At 68.7% G+C, this 18,632-nt stretch carries 15 protein-coding genes and 1 tRNA gene; 10 read left to right on the forward strand and 6 right to left on the reverse strand.

Annotated elements, in window-relative coordinates; all coding sequences use genetic code 11:
- Positions 1–55: 55 nt before the first annotated feature.
- Positions 56–1,726 carry a methyltransferase gene (locus NQK35_RS09515; protein WP_257114023.1) on the forward strand — a complete coding sequence of 557 codons (1,671 nt, stop codon included), beginning with the start codon at positions 56–58 and terminating at the stop codon, positions 1,724–1,726.
- A 52-nt stretch (positions 1,727–1,778) separates the two neighbouring features.
- Here NQK35_RS09515 and NQK35_RS09520 read toward each other — a convergent pair whose 3' ends face one another.
- The 4 genes from NQK35_RS09520 to NQK35_RS09535 all read right to left on the reverse strand — a co-directional run bounded on the left by NQK35_RS09520 (position 1,779) and on the right by NQK35_RS09535 (position 5,966).
- A complete protein-coding gene (locus NQK35_RS09520) occupies positions 1,779–3,494 on the reverse strand; it encodes an ATP-binding cassette domain-containing protein (RefSeq protein WP_257114024.1) in 1,716 nt (571 codons plus the stop codon).
- A 400-nt stretch (positions 3,495–3,894) separates the two neighbouring features.
- A complete protein-coding gene (locus NQK35_RS09525; protein ID WP_257114025.1) occupies positions 3,895–4,227 on the reverse strand; it encodes a DsrE family protein in 333 nt (110 codons plus the stop codon).
- Positions 4,228–4,315: 88 nt separating this feature from the next.
- Complete coding sequence (locus NQK35_RS09530) at positions 4,316–4,744, reverse strand: YjdF family protein (RefSeq protein ID WP_257114026.1); 429 nt, start codon at positions 4,742–4,744, stop codon at positions 4,316–4,318.
- A gap of 196 nt (positions 4,745–4,940) precedes the next feature.
- On the reverse strand, positions 4,941–5,966 hold the full coding sequence (locus NQK35_RS09535; RefSeq protein WP_257114027.1) for a DUF1266 domain-containing protein: 1,026 nt from the start codon (positions 5,964–5,966) through the stop codon (positions 4,941–4,943).
- 266 nt (positions 5,967–6,232) lie between these two features.
- Between NQK35_RS09535 and topA the strand changes: the two genes are divergently transcribed.
- The 8 genes from topA to NQK35_RS09575 all read left to right on the forward strand — a co-directional run bounded on the left by topA (position 6,233) and on the right by NQK35_RS09575 (position 16,216).
- Positions 6,233–8,968, forward strand: coding sequence for a type I DNA topoisomerase (topA, locus tag NQK35_RS09540; RefSeq protein WP_257114028.1), 2,736 nt, complete (start codon positions 6,233–6,235; stop codon positions 8,966–8,968).
- Between the two features lie 2 nt (positions 8,969–8,970).
- Positions 8,971–9,771 carry a dTMP kinase gene (tmk, locus tag NQK35_RS09545; protein WP_257114029.1) on the forward strand — a complete coding sequence of 267 codons (801 nt, stop codon included), beginning with the start codon at positions 8,971–8,973 and terminating at the stop codon, positions 9,769–9,771.
- Positions 9,768–10,961 (forward strand): DNA polymerase III subunit delta', encoded by a 1,194-nt coding sequence (locus NQK35_RS09550; protein ID WP_009212594.1) that lies wholly within the window; start codon positions 9,768–9,770, stop codon positions 10,959–10,961. The genes tmk and NQK35_RS09550 overlap by 4 nt, the downstream gene beginning before the upstream one ends.
- A gap of 35 nt (positions 10,962–10,996) precedes the next feature.
- A complete protein-coding gene (locus NQK35_RS09555) occupies positions 10,997–12,613 on the forward strand; it encodes an alpha/beta hydrolase (protein ID WP_257114030.1) in 1,617 nt (538 codons plus the stop codon).
- A 115-nt stretch (positions 12,614–12,728) separates the two neighbouring features.
- A tRNA-Thr gene (locus NQK35_RS09560) sits at positions 12,729–12,801 on the forward strand.
- Positions 12,802–13,171: 370 nt separating this feature from the next.
- Positions 13,172–13,642: a Dps family protein gene (locus tag NQK35_RS09565; RefSeq protein WP_257114031.1), complete on the forward strand. Its 471-nt coding sequence runs from the start codon at positions 13,172–13,174 to the stop codon at positions 13,640–13,642.
- A gap of 234 nt (positions 13,643–13,876) precedes the next feature.
- Positions 13,877–14,926, forward strand: coding sequence for a ferrochelatase (gene hemH / locus NQK35_RS09570; protein ID WP_373567042.1), 1,050 nt, complete (start codon positions 13,877–13,879; stop codon positions 14,924–14,926).
- Between the two features lie 87 nt (positions 14,927–15,013).
- The gene (locus NQK35_RS09575; protein WP_257114032.1) at positions 15,014–16,216 is read left to right on the forward strand and encodes an aminotransferase class I/II-fold pyridoxal phosphate-dependent enzyme; all 1,203 of its coding nucleotides are present in this window, start codon (positions 15,014–15,016) and stop codon (positions 16,214–16,216) included.
- Positions 16,217–16,270: 54 nt separating this feature from the next.
- On the opposite strand, the gene NQK35_RS09580 is transcribed toward NQK35_RS09575, so the two are convergent.
- Both NQK35_RS09580 and NQK35_RS09585 read right to left on the reverse strand, forming a co-directional pair.
- Positions 16,271–17,563 carry a chloride channel protein gene (locus NQK35_RS09580; RefSeq protein WP_257114033.1) on the reverse strand — a complete coding sequence of 431 codons (1,293 nt, stop codon included), beginning with the start codon at positions 17,561–17,563 and terminating at the stop codon, positions 16,271–16,273.
- On the reverse strand, positions 17,557–18,015 hold the full coding sequence (locus NQK35_RS09585; RefSeq protein WP_257114034.1) for a MarR family winged helix-turn-helix transcriptional regulator: 459 nt from the start codon (positions 18,013–18,015) through the stop codon (positions 17,557–17,559). The genes NQK35_RS09580 and NQK35_RS09585 overlap by 7 nt, the downstream gene beginning before the upstream one ends.
- A 228-nt stretch (positions 18,016–18,243) precedes the next feature.
- Here NQK35_RS09585 and NQK35_RS09590 point away from each other — a divergent pair, with 228 nt between their 5' ends.
- A complete protein-coding gene (locus tag NQK35_RS09590) occupies positions 18,244–18,573 on the forward strand; it encodes a histone-like nucleoid-structuring protein Lsr2 (protein ID WP_009212587.1) in 330 nt (109 codons plus the stop codon).
- The last annotated feature ends 59 nt before the right edge of the window (positions 18,574–18,632 follow it).

The raw sequence follows: 18,632 nt of genomic DNA on the forward strand, positions 1-18,632 counted from the left end.
GTGGGGCGCCTCGTTGGGTACCCGCGCATTGTACGCGCGGGGATACGCTTGAGTCATGACGACCTCCGTACCCGTCCCCGCCCTCGACCGCGACCTGATCGGCAAGCTTCGCGCCGACGCGATCGCCTCCCGCTGGAGCGTTGAGCACCTGCAGACCGTGCTCAGTGCGGCGGCGCTGGACGCGCTCATGCGCGACTCCCGCCTGCCCGCCCTCGTCGAACTCGCCGAGCAGGAAGACCCCGCGGCGACCCTCACGCGCTTCTTCATCCTCGGTGTGCCCGCGCGCGCCTCCGCCCTCGACCAGGCCCTGCCCTCCCTCGGCGCCCTGGGCCTGGAGGCCCTCGGCCTGGCCGCCGCCATTGACGAGGCCGACGCCATCCTGGCTCTTCCCCGGTTGTGCGCCAAGCGCGTGGGAGCGCAGGAGGCCACGGCCAGGCCCGCCACCACCGTTCCGGCCATGACCGACCCCAGCGGCGAGGCCCCCGGCAGCGTCGAGGCGTCCGACCCGTGGATGCGCGCCCTCTTCGACCTGCGCCCGCACGCCGCCACGACGCCGGATGGGGACCACGAGTGGTGGGTGGCCTCGGACCTGTCGGAGGTGCAGACCGGCAAGCCGCTGTGCGACGACCACGTGCTCGGAATCGGCGGGGCGACGCTGACGCTGCTGGAGATGACGGTGCGCGAGAGCGTCGAATCGGCGCTGGACGTTGGCTGCGGCTGCGGCATCCAGGCCCTGTACCTCGCGACTCACGCGAACCGCGTCGTCGCGACCGACCTGTCGGCGCGGGCGTGCGCGCTCACCCAGTTCAACGCGGCCCTCAACGAGGCCACCATCGACGTGCGCGAGGGCTCCCTCTTCGAACCCGTCGAGGGCGAAACCTTCGACCTGATCGTCACGAACCCGCCGTTCGTGATCACGCCGGACTCGGTGCGCGGCGCCGCGGGGCTGTTCGAATACCGCGACGGGGGCATGGACCGCGACAACCTCGTGCGCGCGGTCCTGCGCGAGGCGCCGGCCTGCATGGCGCGGGGCGGCACCCTGCAGATGCTCGCCAATTGGGAGATTCCGGGCGATCGTGACCCGGACACGCAGTGGTCCGGTCGCGTCGACGAGTGGCTCGAGGGGCTACCGGTCGACGCCTGGATCGTCCAGCGCGACGTGCTGGACCCGGCCAGATACGTCGACATGTGGATCCGCGACTCGGGCGGTCAACTCATGGATCGCGCCGACTACGAGCGGGCCTTCACCTCGTGGCTGGCCGATTTCCGTCGCGCGGGCACGGGAGCGATCGGCATGGGGTTCGTCGCGCTTCGTCGGCTCGACGAGGCCGAGGCCGCCTCGGGGGGCAGGCGAGCCTACGACCTGTCGCTTGACGGGCGCGTGCCCCGCGGGGCCGACGTGAGCTGGGCGCTGGCCTCCCTGCGCGCCCCGCAGCTGTGGGACAGCGCGCTCACGCGCGCGTCCGACGTGCGCGAGGAGCGCCACTACGTGCCGGGAAGCCCCGATCCGGAGCTGCTGATCCTCCACCAGGGCGCGGGACTGGGCCGTTCCGTGCCCGTCTCCTCGGCCGTGTCCGCCGTCGTTGGAGCCTCCGACGGGGAACTCACGGTCGGCCAGATCGTGGCGGCCGTCGCGACGCTGACCGGCGCTCAGGAGCAGCAGGTGCGCGAGGAGGTTGAGGCGCCCCTGCGCGACCTGATCCGCTGGGGATTCCTGACGTTCTGAGCAGCCGCACCCGTGCTACCCCGTCGGCTTGCCCGCGAGGCGGCGGACGCCCTCACTGCCCTCGCGTCCCCTCCAACTGGTGGATGCGGCCCCACCATCGGGTGATCAGCCACTCGTCGTGAGTGGAGATAACCAGGGTTCCCTCCCACTCGCGCATTGACTCTTCGAGGGACTCCAGGGCGTCCAGGTCCAGGTAGTTGGTGGGCTCGTCGATCACGAGGACATGGGGGTTGGCGCGCGCCGCCCACGCCAGCTGCGCCCTGCGCTGGTTTCCCGCGGAGAGCTCGCCGAGCGGCCTCCTCCACGCCGCCGGGGGGACGAATCCCCTTCCTGCCTCCCCGATGCCCAGGTGCCACGCGTCCTCGGGGATCAGGGGGTCGCCGGGCCGGGGGAGCACCTGGGGCACGAAAACGACCCCGGGGGCGGCGTCGATGCTTCCGTGCGCCCCGCCGGGGGCCCCGCGTGCGATCCACTCCAGCAGGGTGGTCTTGCCCGACCCGTTGGGACCCGCGACGAGGAGATGCTCGCCGTAGCGCGCCTCGAAGGAGGTCGGCGCGAGACGTCCCTCCACCGACGCGCCGCGGACGGACAACGCGATGCCCGTTGCGCCTGGGTGTGAAGGTGTCCCACCCGTGGTGGTCCAGCTGGCGTGGGGGAAGGAGAACGCCAACTCGTCGTAGCGGGGCTTGGGGACTTCGCGGGCCGCGAGGACCGTCAGCCTCCGGGAGTCGTCGTTGATGCGCCGCGTCGAGGTGGCCTGGGCGCGGTCGGCGTAGTACTTTTGCGCCATCCTCGTCTCCGTGCGGGGCTTGAAGCGCGCATGCCCCACCACCGCCGAATCCCGCTGGTGGGCAGCGAGTCGACGTTTCATTGCCTGCTGCTCCGCGTAGATGGCGACGTGCCGCGAGCGTGCGGCGGCCTTGTCGCGCAGGTAGTCCGAGTAGGATCCGCCCACCCTGTACGCCCCGAAGCCCGCGGGCTCTCCCTCGGAGATCGCCAGCGCCCGCCACGGCGTCGGATCCAGGTCGAGCAGCGCCGTCGCCGTGCGCTCAATGAAGGCCCGGTCGTGGCTGGTCATGAGCACCGGCCCCTGCCAGTCATCGATCGTGCGCGCCAGGTGCTCGCGCCCGTCAGCGTCCAGGTGGTTCGTCGGTTCGTCCAGGACGAGCGCCTCCGGTCGATCGACGAGGATGAGGGCCAGGCGCAGGCGGGCGCGCTGCCCCGGGGAGAGGGATGCGAGGGGTCGGGAGCGGTCGAGGCCTCCCAGGGCGAGGGCCTCCAGGGTCTGTTCGAGGCGCGTGTCGATGGTCCACGCGTCCCGCGCGATCATCGCCGCTAGGACGCGGTCGTACTCCGCTTCGTCGCGCGGAGAGGGGCCCTGGGCGAGGCGCTCGGTGAGGAAGTCGAAGCGCGCCGCCAGCCCACGGGTGCCCGACGTGGCGGCATCGATGAGGTGTGCGACGGTGCGGGCCTCCCCGTCGCCCGCGAGAGGAGAGCGAGACGTCAGAGGGGTTCCCGGTGCTGGCCGCGTGGTTGCGGAACGATGAATTGGGAGGGCTAGCTGGGTCGCGGGGAGCGTCGGGCTGGCGATCGTTCCGGAGTCCGGCTGGAGTCGGCCCGCCGCGAGGACCAGCAGCGTTGACTTGCCGATCCCGTTCGGGCCGACGACGACGAGCCGGTCGGCGGGCCCACACGTGAAGGAGACGTTGTCGAGAACGGGCGTAGCGCCGTAGGAAAAAGAGACGTGGGAAAAGACAATCGTGGACATGGCGCACCTGGGGAAGGAGGGACGAGGTCGGGGCGTCGTGTCAGGAGTCCATGGGCCCATTGTACCGGGAACGGCTCATTCGTGGGGCGGAGTCCGTCGGGAGGCCGCGAAGCCGCCGCCTCCCGGGGAGTCGTCATGGGCGTTTGCACTGGGAAGGGCGGGGAGGAGGCTCAAGCCTCCTCCCCGCCCCGTGAACATCAGTGAACTACTTCCACATGACTCCTTCGTCTGGTTGGGCGAGTGCTCCTGCGTTATCACCGCGCTGTTGGTGGCGTTACCTGGCTCCTTCGGTGGTCTGTGCGGGATTCCCGCCTCCCTTTTGTCTGACAACAGTTACTGTAGGATGCCAACCTTGGGGAATGGGCGAAGGAAGCCTGGAGAATCCTGGGATTTCGAGCCTTCACGGCTTGATGTACGTGGCCCCGTCCTTCGTCCACTCGCGGATCGCGGGGATGGCGGCGGGCACTTGCCCCAGCCACTCGGGCAGCGTGCCTTCGACGAACTCGTGGTTGGCCAGCGACCTGGCGCAGGCGAAGAAGTCCACGCCAGCGTGGGCCGCCGCCTCCATCTGCGCAGTCCAGTCGTTCGCGCCCTGGAGCGCGTAGACTCCAGTGCCGTTCACGATGACGGCAATCCCGTGAGCCAGGCCGAGCTGCGCGAGGTTGCCGAGGTTCGACAGCGCCGCGGGCCAGCGGGCGACATCTGACACGTGAAGAACGTAGTCGTAGCTCATAGTGCTCTCTTCCGTGGAAATGACGTGGCGTCAGTGGAGTCCCCGTCGGGGTACGGGGGAAGGCTACCGCGCGGGGATGGGACGGCCGCTAGTGACCCCGGTGTCGTGCTTTTGCCTTCTCACGTTCGAGTCGGTACTTGGCATCTGCCGCCTCCCGTTTCTTCTGCTTGGCGTCCGCGGCTCGGCGCTGCGCCGAGCGCTCGCGGTCTGCGTGGATTGCCGCTTGCGAAGCGGTCGATGGGCGCCCCCGGTGGGCGAGGCGGGACGCTTGGCGCTGCGCGCGCTTGGGATTGGGGCGCTTGGTGCGGCGCTCGAGGTCGGCAGAAACAACGGCCGCCTCATCGAGCCGGCGTGTGAGCGCGCTGGCGTGGGCGAGGAAAAACTCATACAGTTCCGCATCCGAGGGCTGCGTGCCAAACACGATCCGAACCGCCTGGACGCGGCCCGCCTCGTGGCGCTCAATGACGACCACCCAAAAGCGGCCGTCGAAATACAGTGTGGACTCCGTCTTCATCATGTGTCTCCAGGTACACCAAAGTGGACCTGATGACGCCGGATTCTGCGCTGGGCAGCGACGGATGCGGGGCATCGTCCAGACTTCCTACTGGACCGTGCGATTCGCGTACCAGGACTGACGCTTCATTGTACGTCCGGTTTCCCCAGATCCGTCACTTCGTGGCCGCAGGAGAATACGGACGAGGGGTGAGCGTGCGTTAGTTGACGATCGGCTTGCCGCCGATGGACATGGGGGCACGGGTGCGTGCCTGCGTGTCGAGATCCCTCTCCCAGGCCGAGGCATCCTCCCAGTTGGCTGAGGAGAGGAGGCGCAGGGCGCCGATCTCTCCGAGGGCGTCCAGCAGGAGGAAGCGGGGAGCGGGGTAGGGGGCGTCCCACGGGATGGCTGTCCACACGCCATTCTTGCCCAGCAGGAACTCGCCGCGGTTGCGATCGTGCAGGTCGTTGGCGGCCTCCCGCGCCTGCCCTTCGGCGGCCCACAGCCAACGGGTGGTGCGGAATGCCTCCCAGGTCTCGTCCCACGACGAATAGTAGGACTGGAGGGCGCGGTTGATAGCCGCGAGGGTGTCGAAGGCCTCGTCCTCGCTGAGCCACCCGGCGGACGCGCCCGCGCGGGTCAGGTTGGCGGCGCGGATGAAATCCCACGCGGCGAACTCCAGGGATTGCAGGCCGCGGTCGTTGGCCTGGAATCGGTGGATCTGCCAGAGCCTCTCCCAGTCCTGCGTCGACACGTCCGCGGTCTTGCGCAGGCGGGAGATCTCGGCCTCGGCCCACGACTGATTGGCGCAGCGCTTGCGCAAAAACGCGAAGTCCTCGCGATGACCGTCGCGCAGGAGCGAGTAGAGCTGGCGCAGCAGCTGCTTCCTATCCGTGATGTCCCAGTCTCGCTTGAGCATCTCCTTCGTGGCCGCGGGGTCGGACACGCTCAACACGTTGAGCGTGTCTCCGTTGCACAGCGCGTAGGGGAAGGACGGGGCGAGCAGGCGCGCCGTCGGGTCCGTCGTCATCGAGGAGCGAGTCCCGCGCAGGTGCGGCGTGTGATGCTCGTTGAGGTCATTCCACTCGCTTTCCTGCCCCGCCTTGCGCACGTCTTGAGGCGCGGGCGCGGCTCCCTTCGAACGATTGATCGCCGTCTTGATCCTGTTCGACACCAGCGCGAGCGCCACGAAGAAGATCGCGAGCCACACGGGGAAGGGAACCTGGGAGAGGATGTTCTCAATCACGATGACGATTGTGCACGATCGGCGGTGACTTACACAAGCCAGCGGACGCCCGACGCCACGGGGAGCCCGGGCCAGCCGCGTCCTCGCACGCGTGAGAATCGGACATCGCCTCGGCGCTGTCAACCCCGCGCCGCGTGAGACGCGCGGATATCACCTGCGGTACCCAGATGAGCGCCGGACACGGTAAGGTCCTTCCCAGGTGCGTCTCCGGGTAAGAGAGCCGCGGGGATGCTACAAATGCTGGGGAAGAACGGGAAGGGACGGCAATGTCAGCGACGAAGCTCGTGATCGTGGAGTCTCCTGCGAAGGCTGCCACCATCGAGGGATACCTGGGCCCCGACTACCATGTGACCGCCTCGATCGGTCACATCCGCGACCTGCCCCAGCCCTCCGAGCTACCCAAGGACATGAAGAAGGGGCCCTTCGGACGCTTCGCCGTCAACGTCGATGACGGCTTCACGCCCTACTACGTGGTGAACCCCGACAAGAAGAAGAAGGTCACCGAACTCAAGAAGCTCCTCAAGGAGTCCGACGAACTCTTCCTGGCAACCGATGAGGATCGCGAGGGAGAGGCCATCGCGTGGCACCTCCTGCAGGTCCTCAAGCCGAAGGTGCCCGTGCGACGCATGGTCTTCCACGAGATCACGAAGGAAGCGATCCAGCGGGCACTGGACAACACGCGCGACCTGGACACGGCGCTGGTGGACGCCCAAGAGACGCGCCGCATCCTCGACCGCCTCTACGGCTACGAGGTCTCCCCCCTGCTGTGGCGCAAGATTCGCCCGTCCCTGTCGGCGGGTCGCGTCCAGTCGGTGGCCACGCGCCTCGTGGTCGCCAGGGAACGGGACCGCATAGCCCACGTGAGCGCCGAATACTGGTCGATCGACACGGCCTTCACCTGCGCCGGTCAGGCCTTCAGCGCCCGCGTGACCTCCGTCGACGGGGCGGCGATCGCGACGGGCTCGGACTTTTCCGAGAAGGGCGAGCTGAGTGCGAAGGCTCTCAAGGCCGGCGTTCTCCACCTCGACGAGGCCACGGCCCGCTCCTACGCCCGCGCGCTCACTGACGCCCCGGCCTCGGTCGTCGACTCCGTGACCCGCAAGCCCTATCGGCGCCGCCCGGCCGCCCCCTTCACGACCTCGACCCTGCAGCAGGAGGCTTCGCGCAAGCTGCACTGGAATGCATCCTCGACCATGCGCACCGCCCAGTCCCTCTACGAGTCCGGCTACATCACGTACATGCGTACCGACTCCACGGCGCTGTCGGGGCAGGCCATCCACGCGGCCCGCGAGCAGGCCACCCAGCTCTACGGGGCCGAGGCCGTGGCCGAGGCTCCGCGCACCTACGGAACCGCGTCGAAGGGCGCGCAGGAGGCCCACGAGGCGATCCGACCCGCCGGGGACCACTTCCGCACGCCGGGCGAGGTGGCCTCGTCCCTGTCCAAGCAGCAGCTGGCCCTGTACGACCTGATCTGGAAGCGCACCGTTGCCTCCCAGATGGCCGACGCGCGCGGATACACGGCGACGATCCGCGTGCTGACGGGCATCGACGTTGACGGCAAGCGCCGCGATGTCCTCTCGTCGGCCTCGGGCACCGTCATCACCGCCCCCGGGTTCCGCCTGGCCTACGAGGAGGGGCGCGACCAGGGCCGATACGAGGCGGAGAAGAGCGACGCGGAGAAGACCCTGCCCGACGTGGCCGAGGGCGACGCCGCCTCCCTGACCCAGGCGACCCCCGCCGGGCACGAGACGCAGCCCCCGGGGCGCTACACGGAGGCCACGCTGGTCAAGACCATGGAGGAGCTCGGCATCGGACGCCCCTCCACGTACGCGGCCACGATCCAGACGATCGGCGACCGCGGATACGTCACGCACCGCGGCCAGTACCTGGTCCCCACGTGGCTGGCATTCTCGGTGACGCGCCTGCTCGAAGAGAACCTCGCGAACCTCGTGGACTACGACTTCACGGCCTCCATGGAGGGCGACCTGGACCGCATCGCGGCGGGGGAAGAGAACGGAACGGAGTTCCTCTCCGGCTTCTTCTTTGGCCCCGACGGTTCGGGCGAGACGGGAGGCCTGCGACACGACGTGGCCTCCCTGGGAGACGACATCGACGCGCGCGCCGTCAACTCCATCGACCTGGGGCGCGGGGTGACCCTGCGCGTGGGCCGCTACGGCCCCTACATGGAAAAGGCCGACGGCACGCACGCGAACGTTCCGCCGGAGGTGGCTCCGGACGAGCTGACCGACGAGCTCATCGACCAGCTCTTTAGCCGGGCCGCCGACGACGGGCGCGAGCTGGGCGTCGACCCCGGCACCGGCCACACGATCATCGTGAAGGACGGGCGCTACGGTCCCTACGTCACCGAGGTCCTTCCCGAGCCCGAGGGGGATGCCGGCGCGAAGGCCAAGAAGGGCGCGGTCAAGCCCAGGACCGCGTCCCTGTTCAAGACGATGGACATTTCCACCGTGACCCTTGCCGAGGCGCTCCAGCTGCTCTCCCTGCCGCGCGAGGTGGGGGTCGACCCGGCCACGGGTGAGGCGATCACCGCGCAAAATGGCCGCTACGGCCCCTACCTGAAGAAGGGGACGGACTCGCGCACCCTGGCCAGCGAGGACCAGCTGCTCACCATCACCCTGGACGAGGCCCTGGCAATCTACGCTCAGCCCAAGACCCGCGGGCGCGGCACTGCCCGCCCGCCGCTGCGCGAGTTCGGCGAGGACCCGATCTCCGGCAAGAAGGTCACCGTCAAGGACGGGCGCTTCGGCCCCTACGTGACCGACGGCGAGACCAATGTGACGGTTCCGCGCGCCGAGACGGTCGAGGACCTCACCGCCGAACGCGCCTACGAGCTCCTGGCCGACAAGCGCGCCAAGGGGCCCGCCCCCAAGCGCGCGCGCAAGACGGCGGCAAAGAAGACGACGACGAAGAAGAAAACGGCGGCGAAGAAACCCGCCGCGAAGAAGACGCGCGCCAAGAAACAGGCGGCGACGAAGGAATGACGATGGCAGCGCGAGGAGTGTTCATCACTTTCGAGGGCGGCGACGGCTCCGGCAAGTCGACGCAGATCCTGGCGGTGCGCGACTGGTTCGCGAGTCGCGGCCGCGAGGTCGTTGTCACCCGCGAGCCGGGCGGCACCGAGCTGGGGGCGGAGATCCGTCGCCTGGTGCAAAACGGGCCCGAGGACGTGGATGCGCGCACCGAGGCGCTCCTGTATGCGGCGGACCGCGCCTACCACGTGACCACGGTCGTGGCCCCCGCCCTCGAGCGCGGCGCGGTCGTGCTGGGGGACCGCTACATCGACTCGTCCCTGGCCTACCAGGGGGCGGCCCGCTCCCTGGGCGTCGACGAGATCTCGTCCCTGTCCGCGTGGGCGACCCGCGGCCTCTACCCCTCGCTCACGTTCCTCCTGGACCTTCCTCCGGAAGTTGGTGCGCGCCGTCGCACCGACGCCCCGGACCGCATGGAGCGCGAGTCCATGGACTTCCACGAGCGCGTCCGCCACGAGTACCTGCGCCTGGCCGACGCGGAGCCGGATCGCATCGTCGTCATCGACGCGGTGGGCACCGTCGAGGAGGTGTTCTCCGAGATCCGCGGGGTCCTCGTCGAACGCTTCGAAGGTGGGGTGGCCACCATTGACGAGGCCGCGGACGTATCCGCGGAAGCCGCGAGGGGCGCGGGGGAGCCGGCACCCGACGCCGGCCGCTCCCCGCGCACGGGAGGCCGCGAGACTCCCTCCTCCCGCAAGCCCGCGACCATGGTCGGCGCCCTCGGGGAATCCCAGGGTGCCCTGTGGGATGAATGATGAGCGTCTGGTCCTCCCTGGTCGGACAGGATGATGCGGTCGCTAAGCTCAGCGAGGCCGCGGCCAGCGCGCGCGCGATCGTGGCTTCCAGGGCGGGTTCGGCCGCCTTGGAAGACGCTCGCTCGATGAGCCACGCGTGGCTCATCACCGGCCCCCCGGGATCCGGACGATCCGTGGCCGCGCGGGCCTTCGCGGCGGCCCTGCAGTGCACCGGCGAGGAGGTCGGCTGCGGAACGTGCCCGGGGTGCCGCACGACCACGGGGCGCACCAATGCGGACGTTCTCTTCGTCGCGACGGAGACCTCGATCATCAACGTTGAGACCGCGCGTTCCCTGGTCCTCCAGGCCCAGTCGTCCCCCTCCCAGGGGCTGTGGCGCGTGATCGTCGTCGAGGACGCGGATCGCCTGGGTGAAGCGGGGGCGAACGCCCTGCTCAAGGCCATTGAAGAACCCCCCGAGCACACGGTCTGGCTCCTGTGCGCCCCCAGCCCGGAGGATATGATCGCCACGATCCGGTCGAGGTGCCGCCACCTCGGCCTGCGCATCCCCACCGCCAACGCGGTCGCGGACCTCCTCGTGCGCGAGGGCGTGGCCACCCCCGAGGTTGCCCTCGAGGCCGCGCGAGCCGCCCAATCCCACATCGGCCTCGCCCGAGCGCTGGCCGCCGACCCCGAGATGCGGGCGCGCAGGCGCGCCATCGTCACCGCTCCCGCCTCGGTGCGAAGCGTCGGAGAGGCGGTGCTCGCCGCCGAACGGCTCCTGGAGACCGCCAAGGCTCAGGCCGACGCGCAGGTCAGCGAACGCAACGCGCGCGAGAAAGCGGAGCTGCTGCGCCAGCTCGGGATGGAGGAAGACGAACGCGCCACCAAGGCCTCGCGCACCCTCATCCGCCAGCTCGAGGAGGATCAGAAGCGCCGCTCCAAGCGCGCGCTCACGGACGCGATCGACCGCGCCCTCATCGACCTGCTCGCCATCTACCGCGACGTCCTCATGACGCAGGTGGGCGGAGACGGAGAACTCATCAACACGGACCTGGCCGACCTGGTCCGTTCGATCGCGGCCGAGTCGACTCCCCGCCAGACGCTGAGCCGCGTCGACCACATCGAGACGGCGCGGCGGCGGCTGAAGTCGAATGGAAACACACTCCTCGTCCTGGAGGACATGGCGATCTCCCTGCGGCCCCAGGCGTAAAACTAACCCCCGCAATCTCCGTTACAATCGGGGCCATGAAGACACGCTCCATCGCGGCCGTCGCCGTCGCGATCCTCGCCGTCGTCGCGATCGTCCTGACAGTCCTCGGCTACTACGGGACTCAGCACAGGGGACCCGTTCCGGCAGCGACGGCCACGTCGTCGGCGCCTCCGATCCCGGTGCAATCCGGATCGACTCAGGCGTACTATGAGCAGACCATCACGTGGGGCGCGTGCGCATCCGGCACCTTCGGCTCCTTCCAGGGGGTGGACTCCTCCGACGCCAGCGAGTACCAGTGCGCCTTCCTGAAGGTGCCCCTCGACTGGGCGCAGCCCGACGGTAACCAGATCTCGTTGGCCCTCGCCGTCCACCGCTCCGGCTCCAAGAACGCCCCCGCCCTGTTTATCAACCCGGGCGGACCCGGCGGGGCGGTCGTCTCCGCTCTTCCCTACTACGCGAGCCAGGGACTGGGTGAGTCCGTCGTCAACGCCTACGACATCATCGCCCTCGACCCGCGCGGGGTGGGCGACTCCACCCCCGTCTTTTGCCTGAGCGACGAGGAGAAGGACAAGCGAAACGCGGGCGAGGACGGCGCGAACGACACCGGGGATGAGTCCCCCCAGTCGGCCATCGAAGCGGCCCAGGAGGACTCGCGCACCCTCGCCGCCGGGTGCAAGGAGCGTTCCGGTAGCCTCTTCGAACACATCGACACCGTCAGCGCGGCGCGCGACTTCGACATGGTGCGTGCCGTCCTCGGTCAGGACACCCTCAACCTTCTCGGATACTCCTACGGCACTTTCCTGGGGGCCACCTACGCCGGGCTCTTCCCCGAGCGGGTCGGCCGCTTCGTCCTCGATGGTGCCCTCGATCCCTCCCTCAGCGTCAACGAGGTCGCGGCCCTGCAGATGCGCGGCCTGGACGCTTCCCTCCAACAGTGGATCAGCGACTGCGCCACCCAGGCCTCGTGCCCGATGGGACGCAGCCGCGACGAGGGGATCGAAACGGTCCGTTCCTTCCTGGACTCTCTGCAGGACAAGCCGCTGCGCACGTCGAACCCGGATCGCCCCCTGACGGAGAACCTGGCCGTGACCGCCATGACCGGAGCCATGTACAACACGCAGTGGTGGCCCCAGCTCACCCAGGCCTTTGCCTCCGCGTGGCGCAGCGGGGACGGCAGCGCCATGCTCGCCATCGCCGACACGCTCAATTCGCGCAACGAAGACGGCACCTACGAGGACAACTCCTCCGACGCGATCAATGCGATCAACAACCTCGACTATGCGCCCGAGGGAACCAGCGAGCAGTGGGCCGCCGAGGTGGACTCCCTCAAGAAGGACCTGCGGATCCTCGGCAAGTACGTGGGCTACCCGTCGGCGGCCCTCGAAGCGTGGCCCACGCGCCACGCCCCGCGCTCGCGCATCACCGCGCAGGGGGCGGCGCCCATCGTCGTCATCGGGACGACCCACGACCCGGCCACCCCGTACTCGATGGCTCAGGGGCTCTCCGGTCAGCTGGCCAGCGGCGTCCTCGTGTCGGTCGAAGGCTGGAATCACACGGCATACAGGCGCGGCGCGAACCCGTGCGTCGTGCGGGCCGTCGAAGACTACCTGGTCAAGGGCACCGTCCCCTCCGACGGGCTCATGTGCCAGTAGGTGCGTGACCCACGACATCCCTCAGGGGGGTGTCCTGGTTTGCGCTCGCGGCACACATTCCAGTACAGTTGTGCCGTTGCCTGCGCGCCCCGGAGACGGTGGAACGGCAGGCGCGGCCGCCTTAGCTCAGTCGGCAGAGCGATTCACTCGTAATGAATAGGTCGTGGGTTCGATTCCCACAGGCGGCTCGGATGCGCCCACCCCGCTCGGGGTGGGCGCTCGTGTCTTCTCCCCCGCGCATGTCTGGATGCGGGTGTCGAGGCGCAGCCGAGTTGCGGGCAAGCCGTGGCTCGCCGGGGCGGACGGGACCGTGAGGTAACCGCGGCCTCGACCAAGATTGGTAAGGCGCTCCTATCCACCTGTCGCGTGCGAGCCAACGGCGGTATAACGCGCGCTTTCGGCGTTTTATTCCCGGAAGTGGCCGCGCCGTGAAACAGGCAACGAACGGCGAGTTAGGACTAGAAAATGCGGGACCAAAGGACCAAGATGGATGTGACCAAGAGGCGGTCCCGCGAGGGTAGGTCCGCCACGTAACAACACGAGCGAAGGAGAATCAACATGACCGTTGAGTCCACTGGTTTCAAAGCTTCCGACGTCCTCGCAGGCAACCTGCAGAAGGTCCTCACCGACGTGACGGCGCTGTCCCTCGTGGGCAAGCAGCTGCACTGGAACATCACGGGCGACGGATTCCGTTCGCTGCACCTCTTCCTCGACGATGTCGTTAACATCGCGCGCGAGGCCTCCGACGAGGTCGCCGAGCGCATGCGCGCCATGCAGGCCGTCCCCAACGGCCTGCCCGAGGTCGTGGCGCAGCGCAACACCCTGCCCACGGTGCCCGAGACGATCATCAAGACGGACGATGCCGAGGAGCTCGCCATCGCCGCGATCAACGCCACCGTCGCCACCATGCGCGACGTCCACGAGAAGGTCGACGCCGAGGATTCGGCTTCTGCGGATATCCTCAACGACTACATTCGTCGCCTTGAGCAGCGGGCATGGTTCATCCGTTCGCAAAACGGCCAGGCCTGAGCCTACCCTTCACGGCCGGGGTGTGAGCCTGCCCGGCTCGCCACAGCACCGGGGTGTCCCGCCTAGGAGGCGGGACACCCCGGTCCCGTTGAAGGTTCGGCTCCCGTGGGCCAAACCGGGAGGTCCGGCGTGCCCCGCCCCCGCGCTCGTCCACGCGCTCACCCGAGCTCCACCCGTGGGCGGAGGTGACACCCCGTCAGCGACACGCGGGACCGCGATCACTACGCTGGAGGCGTGATGAACTCCCAGGACCCCGAGGTCGCCGAGGCCTCGCTCGCCGCAGCCGCGCCCTCCCGCCCCGACGACGCCGTCGCCCTCGTCCTGGTTAACCTCGGAACCCCGAGCGCTCCCGAACCCGGACCGGTGCGTGCCTTCCTCCGCGAGTTCCTGTCCGACCGGCGCGTCATCGAGATGAACCCGTTCCTGTGGAAGCCGATCCTCGAAGGAATCATCCTGCGGGTGCGCCCCCGCGAGGTGTCCCGCAAGTACCGCAGCATCTGGCTGGAGCAGGGCTCGCCCCTCATGCACTACACCCGTGAGCAGGCGCGCCTCCTCGGCGAGCGGCTTCCCGGCGTGCGGGTGGAGGTTGCCATGCGATACGGTCAGCTCTCGATCGGCGCCGCGTTGGATCGCCTGCACGCCCAGGGCGTGCGCCGCGTGGCCGTGCTTCCCGCCTACCCCCATTATTCGGCGACGACGGTCGCGTCGATCAACGACGCCGTGTGCGCCTGGATCGGACGCAACCGAGACGGATTCGAGATGCGCCTGCACCGCTCGTTCCCAGCCTCGCCCGCCTACATCGACGCGCTCGCCGTCGCGCTGGAGGCCCACTGGGAGCGCGAGGGGCGCCCAAACTTCCTGGCCGGAGAGCGCGTGGTCGTCTCCTTCCACTCGATTCCCGTGGCGATGGATCAGGCGGGCGACCCTTACCGCGCCGAATGCCGTCGAACCGTGGCGGCCCTCGAAGCTCGGCTCGGGCTGCCGATGGGGACGCTCACGGCGACATTCCAGAGCGTCTTCGGCCGCGCCGAGTGGCTGGGACCGCAGACAATCGAGGAAATGGCGAGGCTCGGTGGCGAGCACTGCCCCCGCGTCGACGTCATATGCCCAGGATTTACGGCCGACTGCCTGGAGACGCTGGAGGAGATCGACCAGCTCAACCGCGAGACCTTCACCGAGGCGGGGGGCGGGGACTACCACTACGTGCCGTGGGCGAACGCGTCGGATGGGGCCGTGAGCGCCCTGGAGGAACAGGCGCGCATCGCGCTCGCGGGTTGGATCTAGGGCGTGCACGCCGACCCTTTGCTGTCACAATCGACCGGCGGACGAACCGATCCGGCGCGGGGGCTGAACGCCTCGTAGCGTGAAGGCATGGACTCCCCCGACTGTCACGACCTTGCAACGCTGGCCATTCACATCGGCTGTGCGCCGGATCCGGTGACCGGCGACGTCGTCCCCCCGATCCACGTCGCCTCCACCTACGTTCAAGACCGGCCCGGGCAGCTGCGCGACGGCTACGAGTACGGCCGCTGCGCTAACCCGACGACCAACGCCTTCGCGGGGGCAATCGCGGCCCTGGAAGGCGCGCGGAACGGCTTCGCTTTCCCGTCCGGAATGAGCGCGGAAGACACGCTCATTCGCCTGCTGGCCAGACCGGGGGATCAGGTCGTGCACTCGACCGACGTGTACGGGGGCACGCACAAACTGCTCAGCGTCATCAAACCCGCCGAGGGCATCGCATCGGAGTCGGTGGATCTGACCGACGTGGACGTGGCGGCGCGCGCGATTCGGAGGGCTCGCCCCCAGATCGTCTGGGTGGAAACCCCGTCGAACCCGTTTCTCACGGTGACCGACATCGCCGCCATCGCGGAGCTGACTCACGAGGTGGGCGGCCTGCTGGTGGTCGATAACACCTTCGCGACCCCCGTTCTGCAGCGTCCCCTCGACCTGGGAGCGGACGCCGTGGTGCACTCGACCACGAAGTACGTGGCCGGGCACTCGGACGTCGTGGGAGGGGCTTTCGTGCTGCGCGATGACCTGACACTCCCCGCCCACGTCACCCCCTTCTTTGACGAGGCGGATGCGGCCGCGGAGGCGGTCAAGCTGCAGATGACGCTCGGGCACGTGCCCTCCCCGCGGGATACCTACCTTGCGCACCGGGGCCTGAAGACGCTCGCTCTGCGGGTCGAGCGACACTGCGAGAATACGCAGAGGGTCGCCGAGTACCTGGCCGAGCACCCCAAGGTCACCTCCGTGCACTACCCGGGCCTGGCCTCGGACCCGGGTCACGGGATTGCCCAGCGCCAGAATCCGCGAGGCGTGGGCGGGGTCCTCTCCTTCCAGGTGGCCACCGAGGAGGCGGCCATCCGCCTGTCGACGCGTACGCGCCTCTTCGCGCTGGCGGCGTCGCTGGGCGCTCCGGAGTCCCTCATCGAGCATCCTGCGATCATGACGCACTCGACGCGTGCGGGCGGCGTGGGCGGGGTGCCCGGGACGCTGCTGCGCCTGGCGGTGGGCCTGGAGGACGCAGGGGACCTGATCGCGGACCTGGAACAGGCGCTCGCGCAGATATGATCGTGACGAGGGGGAAGCGGCATCGGTCGAATGACGCAGGTCCGCCGGGCCTCCTCACCGCACGGATTCGTCCGTGAGCCGCGGGGATCCAGGTGCTGAGCTCGCGGTGAGACTTCCCCGGGAGTGCCTGCGGGCAAGCCAGCTGGCGGCTGCGGTGGCGCCCCCGACCGCGAGAACCGCGGGCACGAGGATCGTGGCGCCCTCGCCGGTGAACTCGATGACCAGGATGAGGCCGGTGAAGGGGGCCTTCATGGATGCGCCGAGGAAGGCTGCCGCGCCCAGGAACGCGAAGGCCGCAACCTGTGATCCCGGCCATGCGGCGGCCCAGGGCAGTCCGATGACGGCCCCGAGACCCGCCCCCAAGGCAACTGCGGGAGTCAGGACGCCGCCCCAGCCGCCGGAGCGAATCGTCGCGAGGGTTGTGGCGGTCTTGGCAACGAGGACAAGCGCGGCGAGGGCGACGCCGGCTCCTGCGGCCCAGACGGCGTCGAACTGGGTTTGGGCGCTGGCCTGCCCGTTTCCGAGCACCGAGGGCACCCGGGTCGAGACGAGGCCGACGAGAGTGAAGCAGAGCGGCATGGCGACGAGGAGGCGCCAGTCGCGCGGGCGAGCCGAACCGAGGGAGGCGACCACCCGGCGAAACACCCACCCGGCCGCCCCCAGGAGCGGACCGACGAGAGCCCCGAACACCGTGAGAGACAGGGAAGGGGTGAGGGGGGGAAGCGAGTAGAAGAAGGCGGGCCTGGTGAAACCCGTCGACAGGAGGACTGCGATGGAAGAACTGACGAGGGCGGGTGCGACGGCGCGCGCGGATCGGGAGACGAGGAGGACCTCAAGGGTGTAGATGGCTCCCGACAGCGGAATCGAGTAGACGGCCGCCAGTCCCGCGCCTGCTCCGCAGGCGACGATGATCCTGCGGTCTTGCGCGCACAGGCCGAGCCGATCGGCCGCCGCGGCTGCGAGCGCTGCGGCCATCTCTCGGGGGGCGACCTCGCGTCCGACCGAGGCCCCGAGGCCGACGATAACGATCTGGGTGAGGGCGTGCCACACGGCCCGAAGAGGAGGCATCGGCGTGCCCTCCACCGCGGCGCCGACCGACGTGATCGTCTGATTGCGCCGGAAGAGGAAGAACCAGGACAGCGCGCCGATCACTCCGGCCAGGGCGAGGACTCCGACGCGGCGAGCGGGGGAGGCGGCGCTCACGGCCTGCAGGAGCGTGCCCGAATGCATGTTCCAGGCCAGCGCCTGGATCCAATGCAGCAGGTGAATGCACGCCAGGCCGACGAGGCCGGCAATGATGCCGGTGGCCACGGTGGCTGCAGCGAGGCGGCGGGTGTGGCTCAGCACAGTGAATCCTCGTCAAGGCGCGCGCTGACCCTGGAGAAAAGGGAGGTGAGCATGGACACCTCTTCGGGTGTGATGTCGTCGAGGAACAGGCGGCGGATGACGGCGCGCTGGATGAGCGCAGCCTTGTCGAAGAGAGTCTTTCCGTCGAGCGTGAGGAAGACGAGGCCGCCGCGCCCGTCGCCCTGACAGGGGCGGCGCTCGATGAGTCCGCGTGATTCGAGGCGCTTCATCGTGTGCGTGAGGCGCGAACGTGAGAAGACGACCCGATGGGCCAGCACGGAGGGGCGGATTCCCTCTCCTCCCGCGCGGTCGGTCATGAGCAGGACGGAGTATTCGGGCATGGAGAGTCCGGCCTGCCCCTTGAGTGCCGCTTCGATGCGTTCGGTGAGGCGCGCGGTCGCCGTGAAGTAGAGTTCCCAGGCTGCTGCGCGGGGGTGGTGTGCTCGGCTCACTGCTTCTCCTCGTGTCGTGCTCCTCACCGGCGAGGCCGATGACGACCTCGCGGGCGGCTACGAGTATAACTTTCAATTACCCACAGCTAGAAATCAGTGCAGCGTAACTCACGTTCGGCGCGTGAATGGGATGATGAGAAAGATATGGCGAATTGCGTTAATCTGATTTCATTGAATTCCATGTTGATAGGGATCTGGAATTCTTGGAACGCATGAAGGAGTGAGTACATGAAGAAGACGACGAAGATTGTGGAAGTTGTCGATGATTTCGATGGATCGCCCGCCGATCAGACTGTCCGATTCGCATTCAATGGCGCCTCGTATGAGATCGATCTGAGCCGCGAGCACTTTGAGGAATTCGCCGAGGCCATCCAGCCCTACATCAAGGCCGGGCGCAAGACCGGTTCCACTCGCCGCCGCGGCAACGCAGGAAACCCGACGCAGCGTCTCGAGAACGCGAAGATTCGTGCGTGGGCTCTCGCCGAGGGGCATCAGGTCTCGGACCGCGGGCGCATCCCCGCCCCGATCGTTGAGGCCTATCGCAAGGCCAACGCCTGAGGAGCCCAACGGATTGGGGCGCGCAGTTTCCTGCGCGCCCCAATCGCTGCACTATCTGG

Source organism: Schaalia odontolytica, assembly GCF_024584435.1.
Classification (GTDB): domain Bacteria; phylum Actinomycetota; class Actinomycetes; order Actinomycetales; family Actinomycetaceae; genus Pauljensenia.

Excerpts from the sequence above, each read along its gene's own strand:
- NQK35_RS09515 (WP_257114023.1), top strand. The coding sequence starts at position 56 with ATGACGACCTCCGTACCCGTCCCCGCCCTCGACCGCGACCTGATCGGC.
- NQK35_RS09520 (WP_257114024.1), bottom strand. The coding sequence starts at position 3,494 with ATGTCCACGATTGTCTTTTCCCACGTCTCTTTTTCCTACGGCGCTACG.
- NQK35_RS09525 (WP_257114025.1), bottom strand. The coding sequence starts at position 4,227 with ATGAGCTACGACTACGTTCTTCACGTGTCAGATGTCGCCCGCTGGCCC.
- NQK35_RS09530 (WP_257114026.1), bottom strand. The coding sequence starts at position 4,744 with ATGATGAAGACGGAGTCCACACTGTATTTCGACGGCCGCTTTTGGGTG.
- topA (WP_257114028.1), top strand. The coding sequence starts at position 6,233 with ATGTCAGCGACGAAGCTCGTGATCGTGGAGTCTCCTGCGAAGGCTGCC.
- tmk (WP_257114029.1), top strand. The coding sequence starts at position 8,971 with ATGGCAGCGCGAGGAGTGTTCATCACTTTCGAGGGCGGCGACGGCTCC.
- NQK35_RS09550 (WP_009212594.1), top strand. The coding sequence starts at position 9,768 with ATGATGAGCGTCTGGTCCTCCCTGGTCGGACAGGATGATGCGGTCGCT.
- NQK35_RS09555 (WP_257114030.1), top strand. The coding sequence starts at position 10,997 with ATGAAGACACGCTCCATCGCGGCCGTCGCCGTCGCGATCCTCGCCGTC.
- NQK35_RS09565 (WP_257114031.1), top strand. The coding sequence starts at position 13,172 with ATGACCGTTGAGTCCACTGGTTTCAAAGCTTCCGACGTCCTCGCAGGC.
- NQK35_RS09575 (WP_257114032.1), top strand. The coding sequence starts at position 15,014 with ATGGACTCCCCCGACTGTCACGACCTTGCAACGCTGGCCATTCACATC.
- NQK35_RS09590 (WP_009212587.1), top strand. The coding sequence starts at position 18,244 with ATGAAGAAGACGACGAAGATTGTGGAAGTTGTCGATGATTTCGATGGA.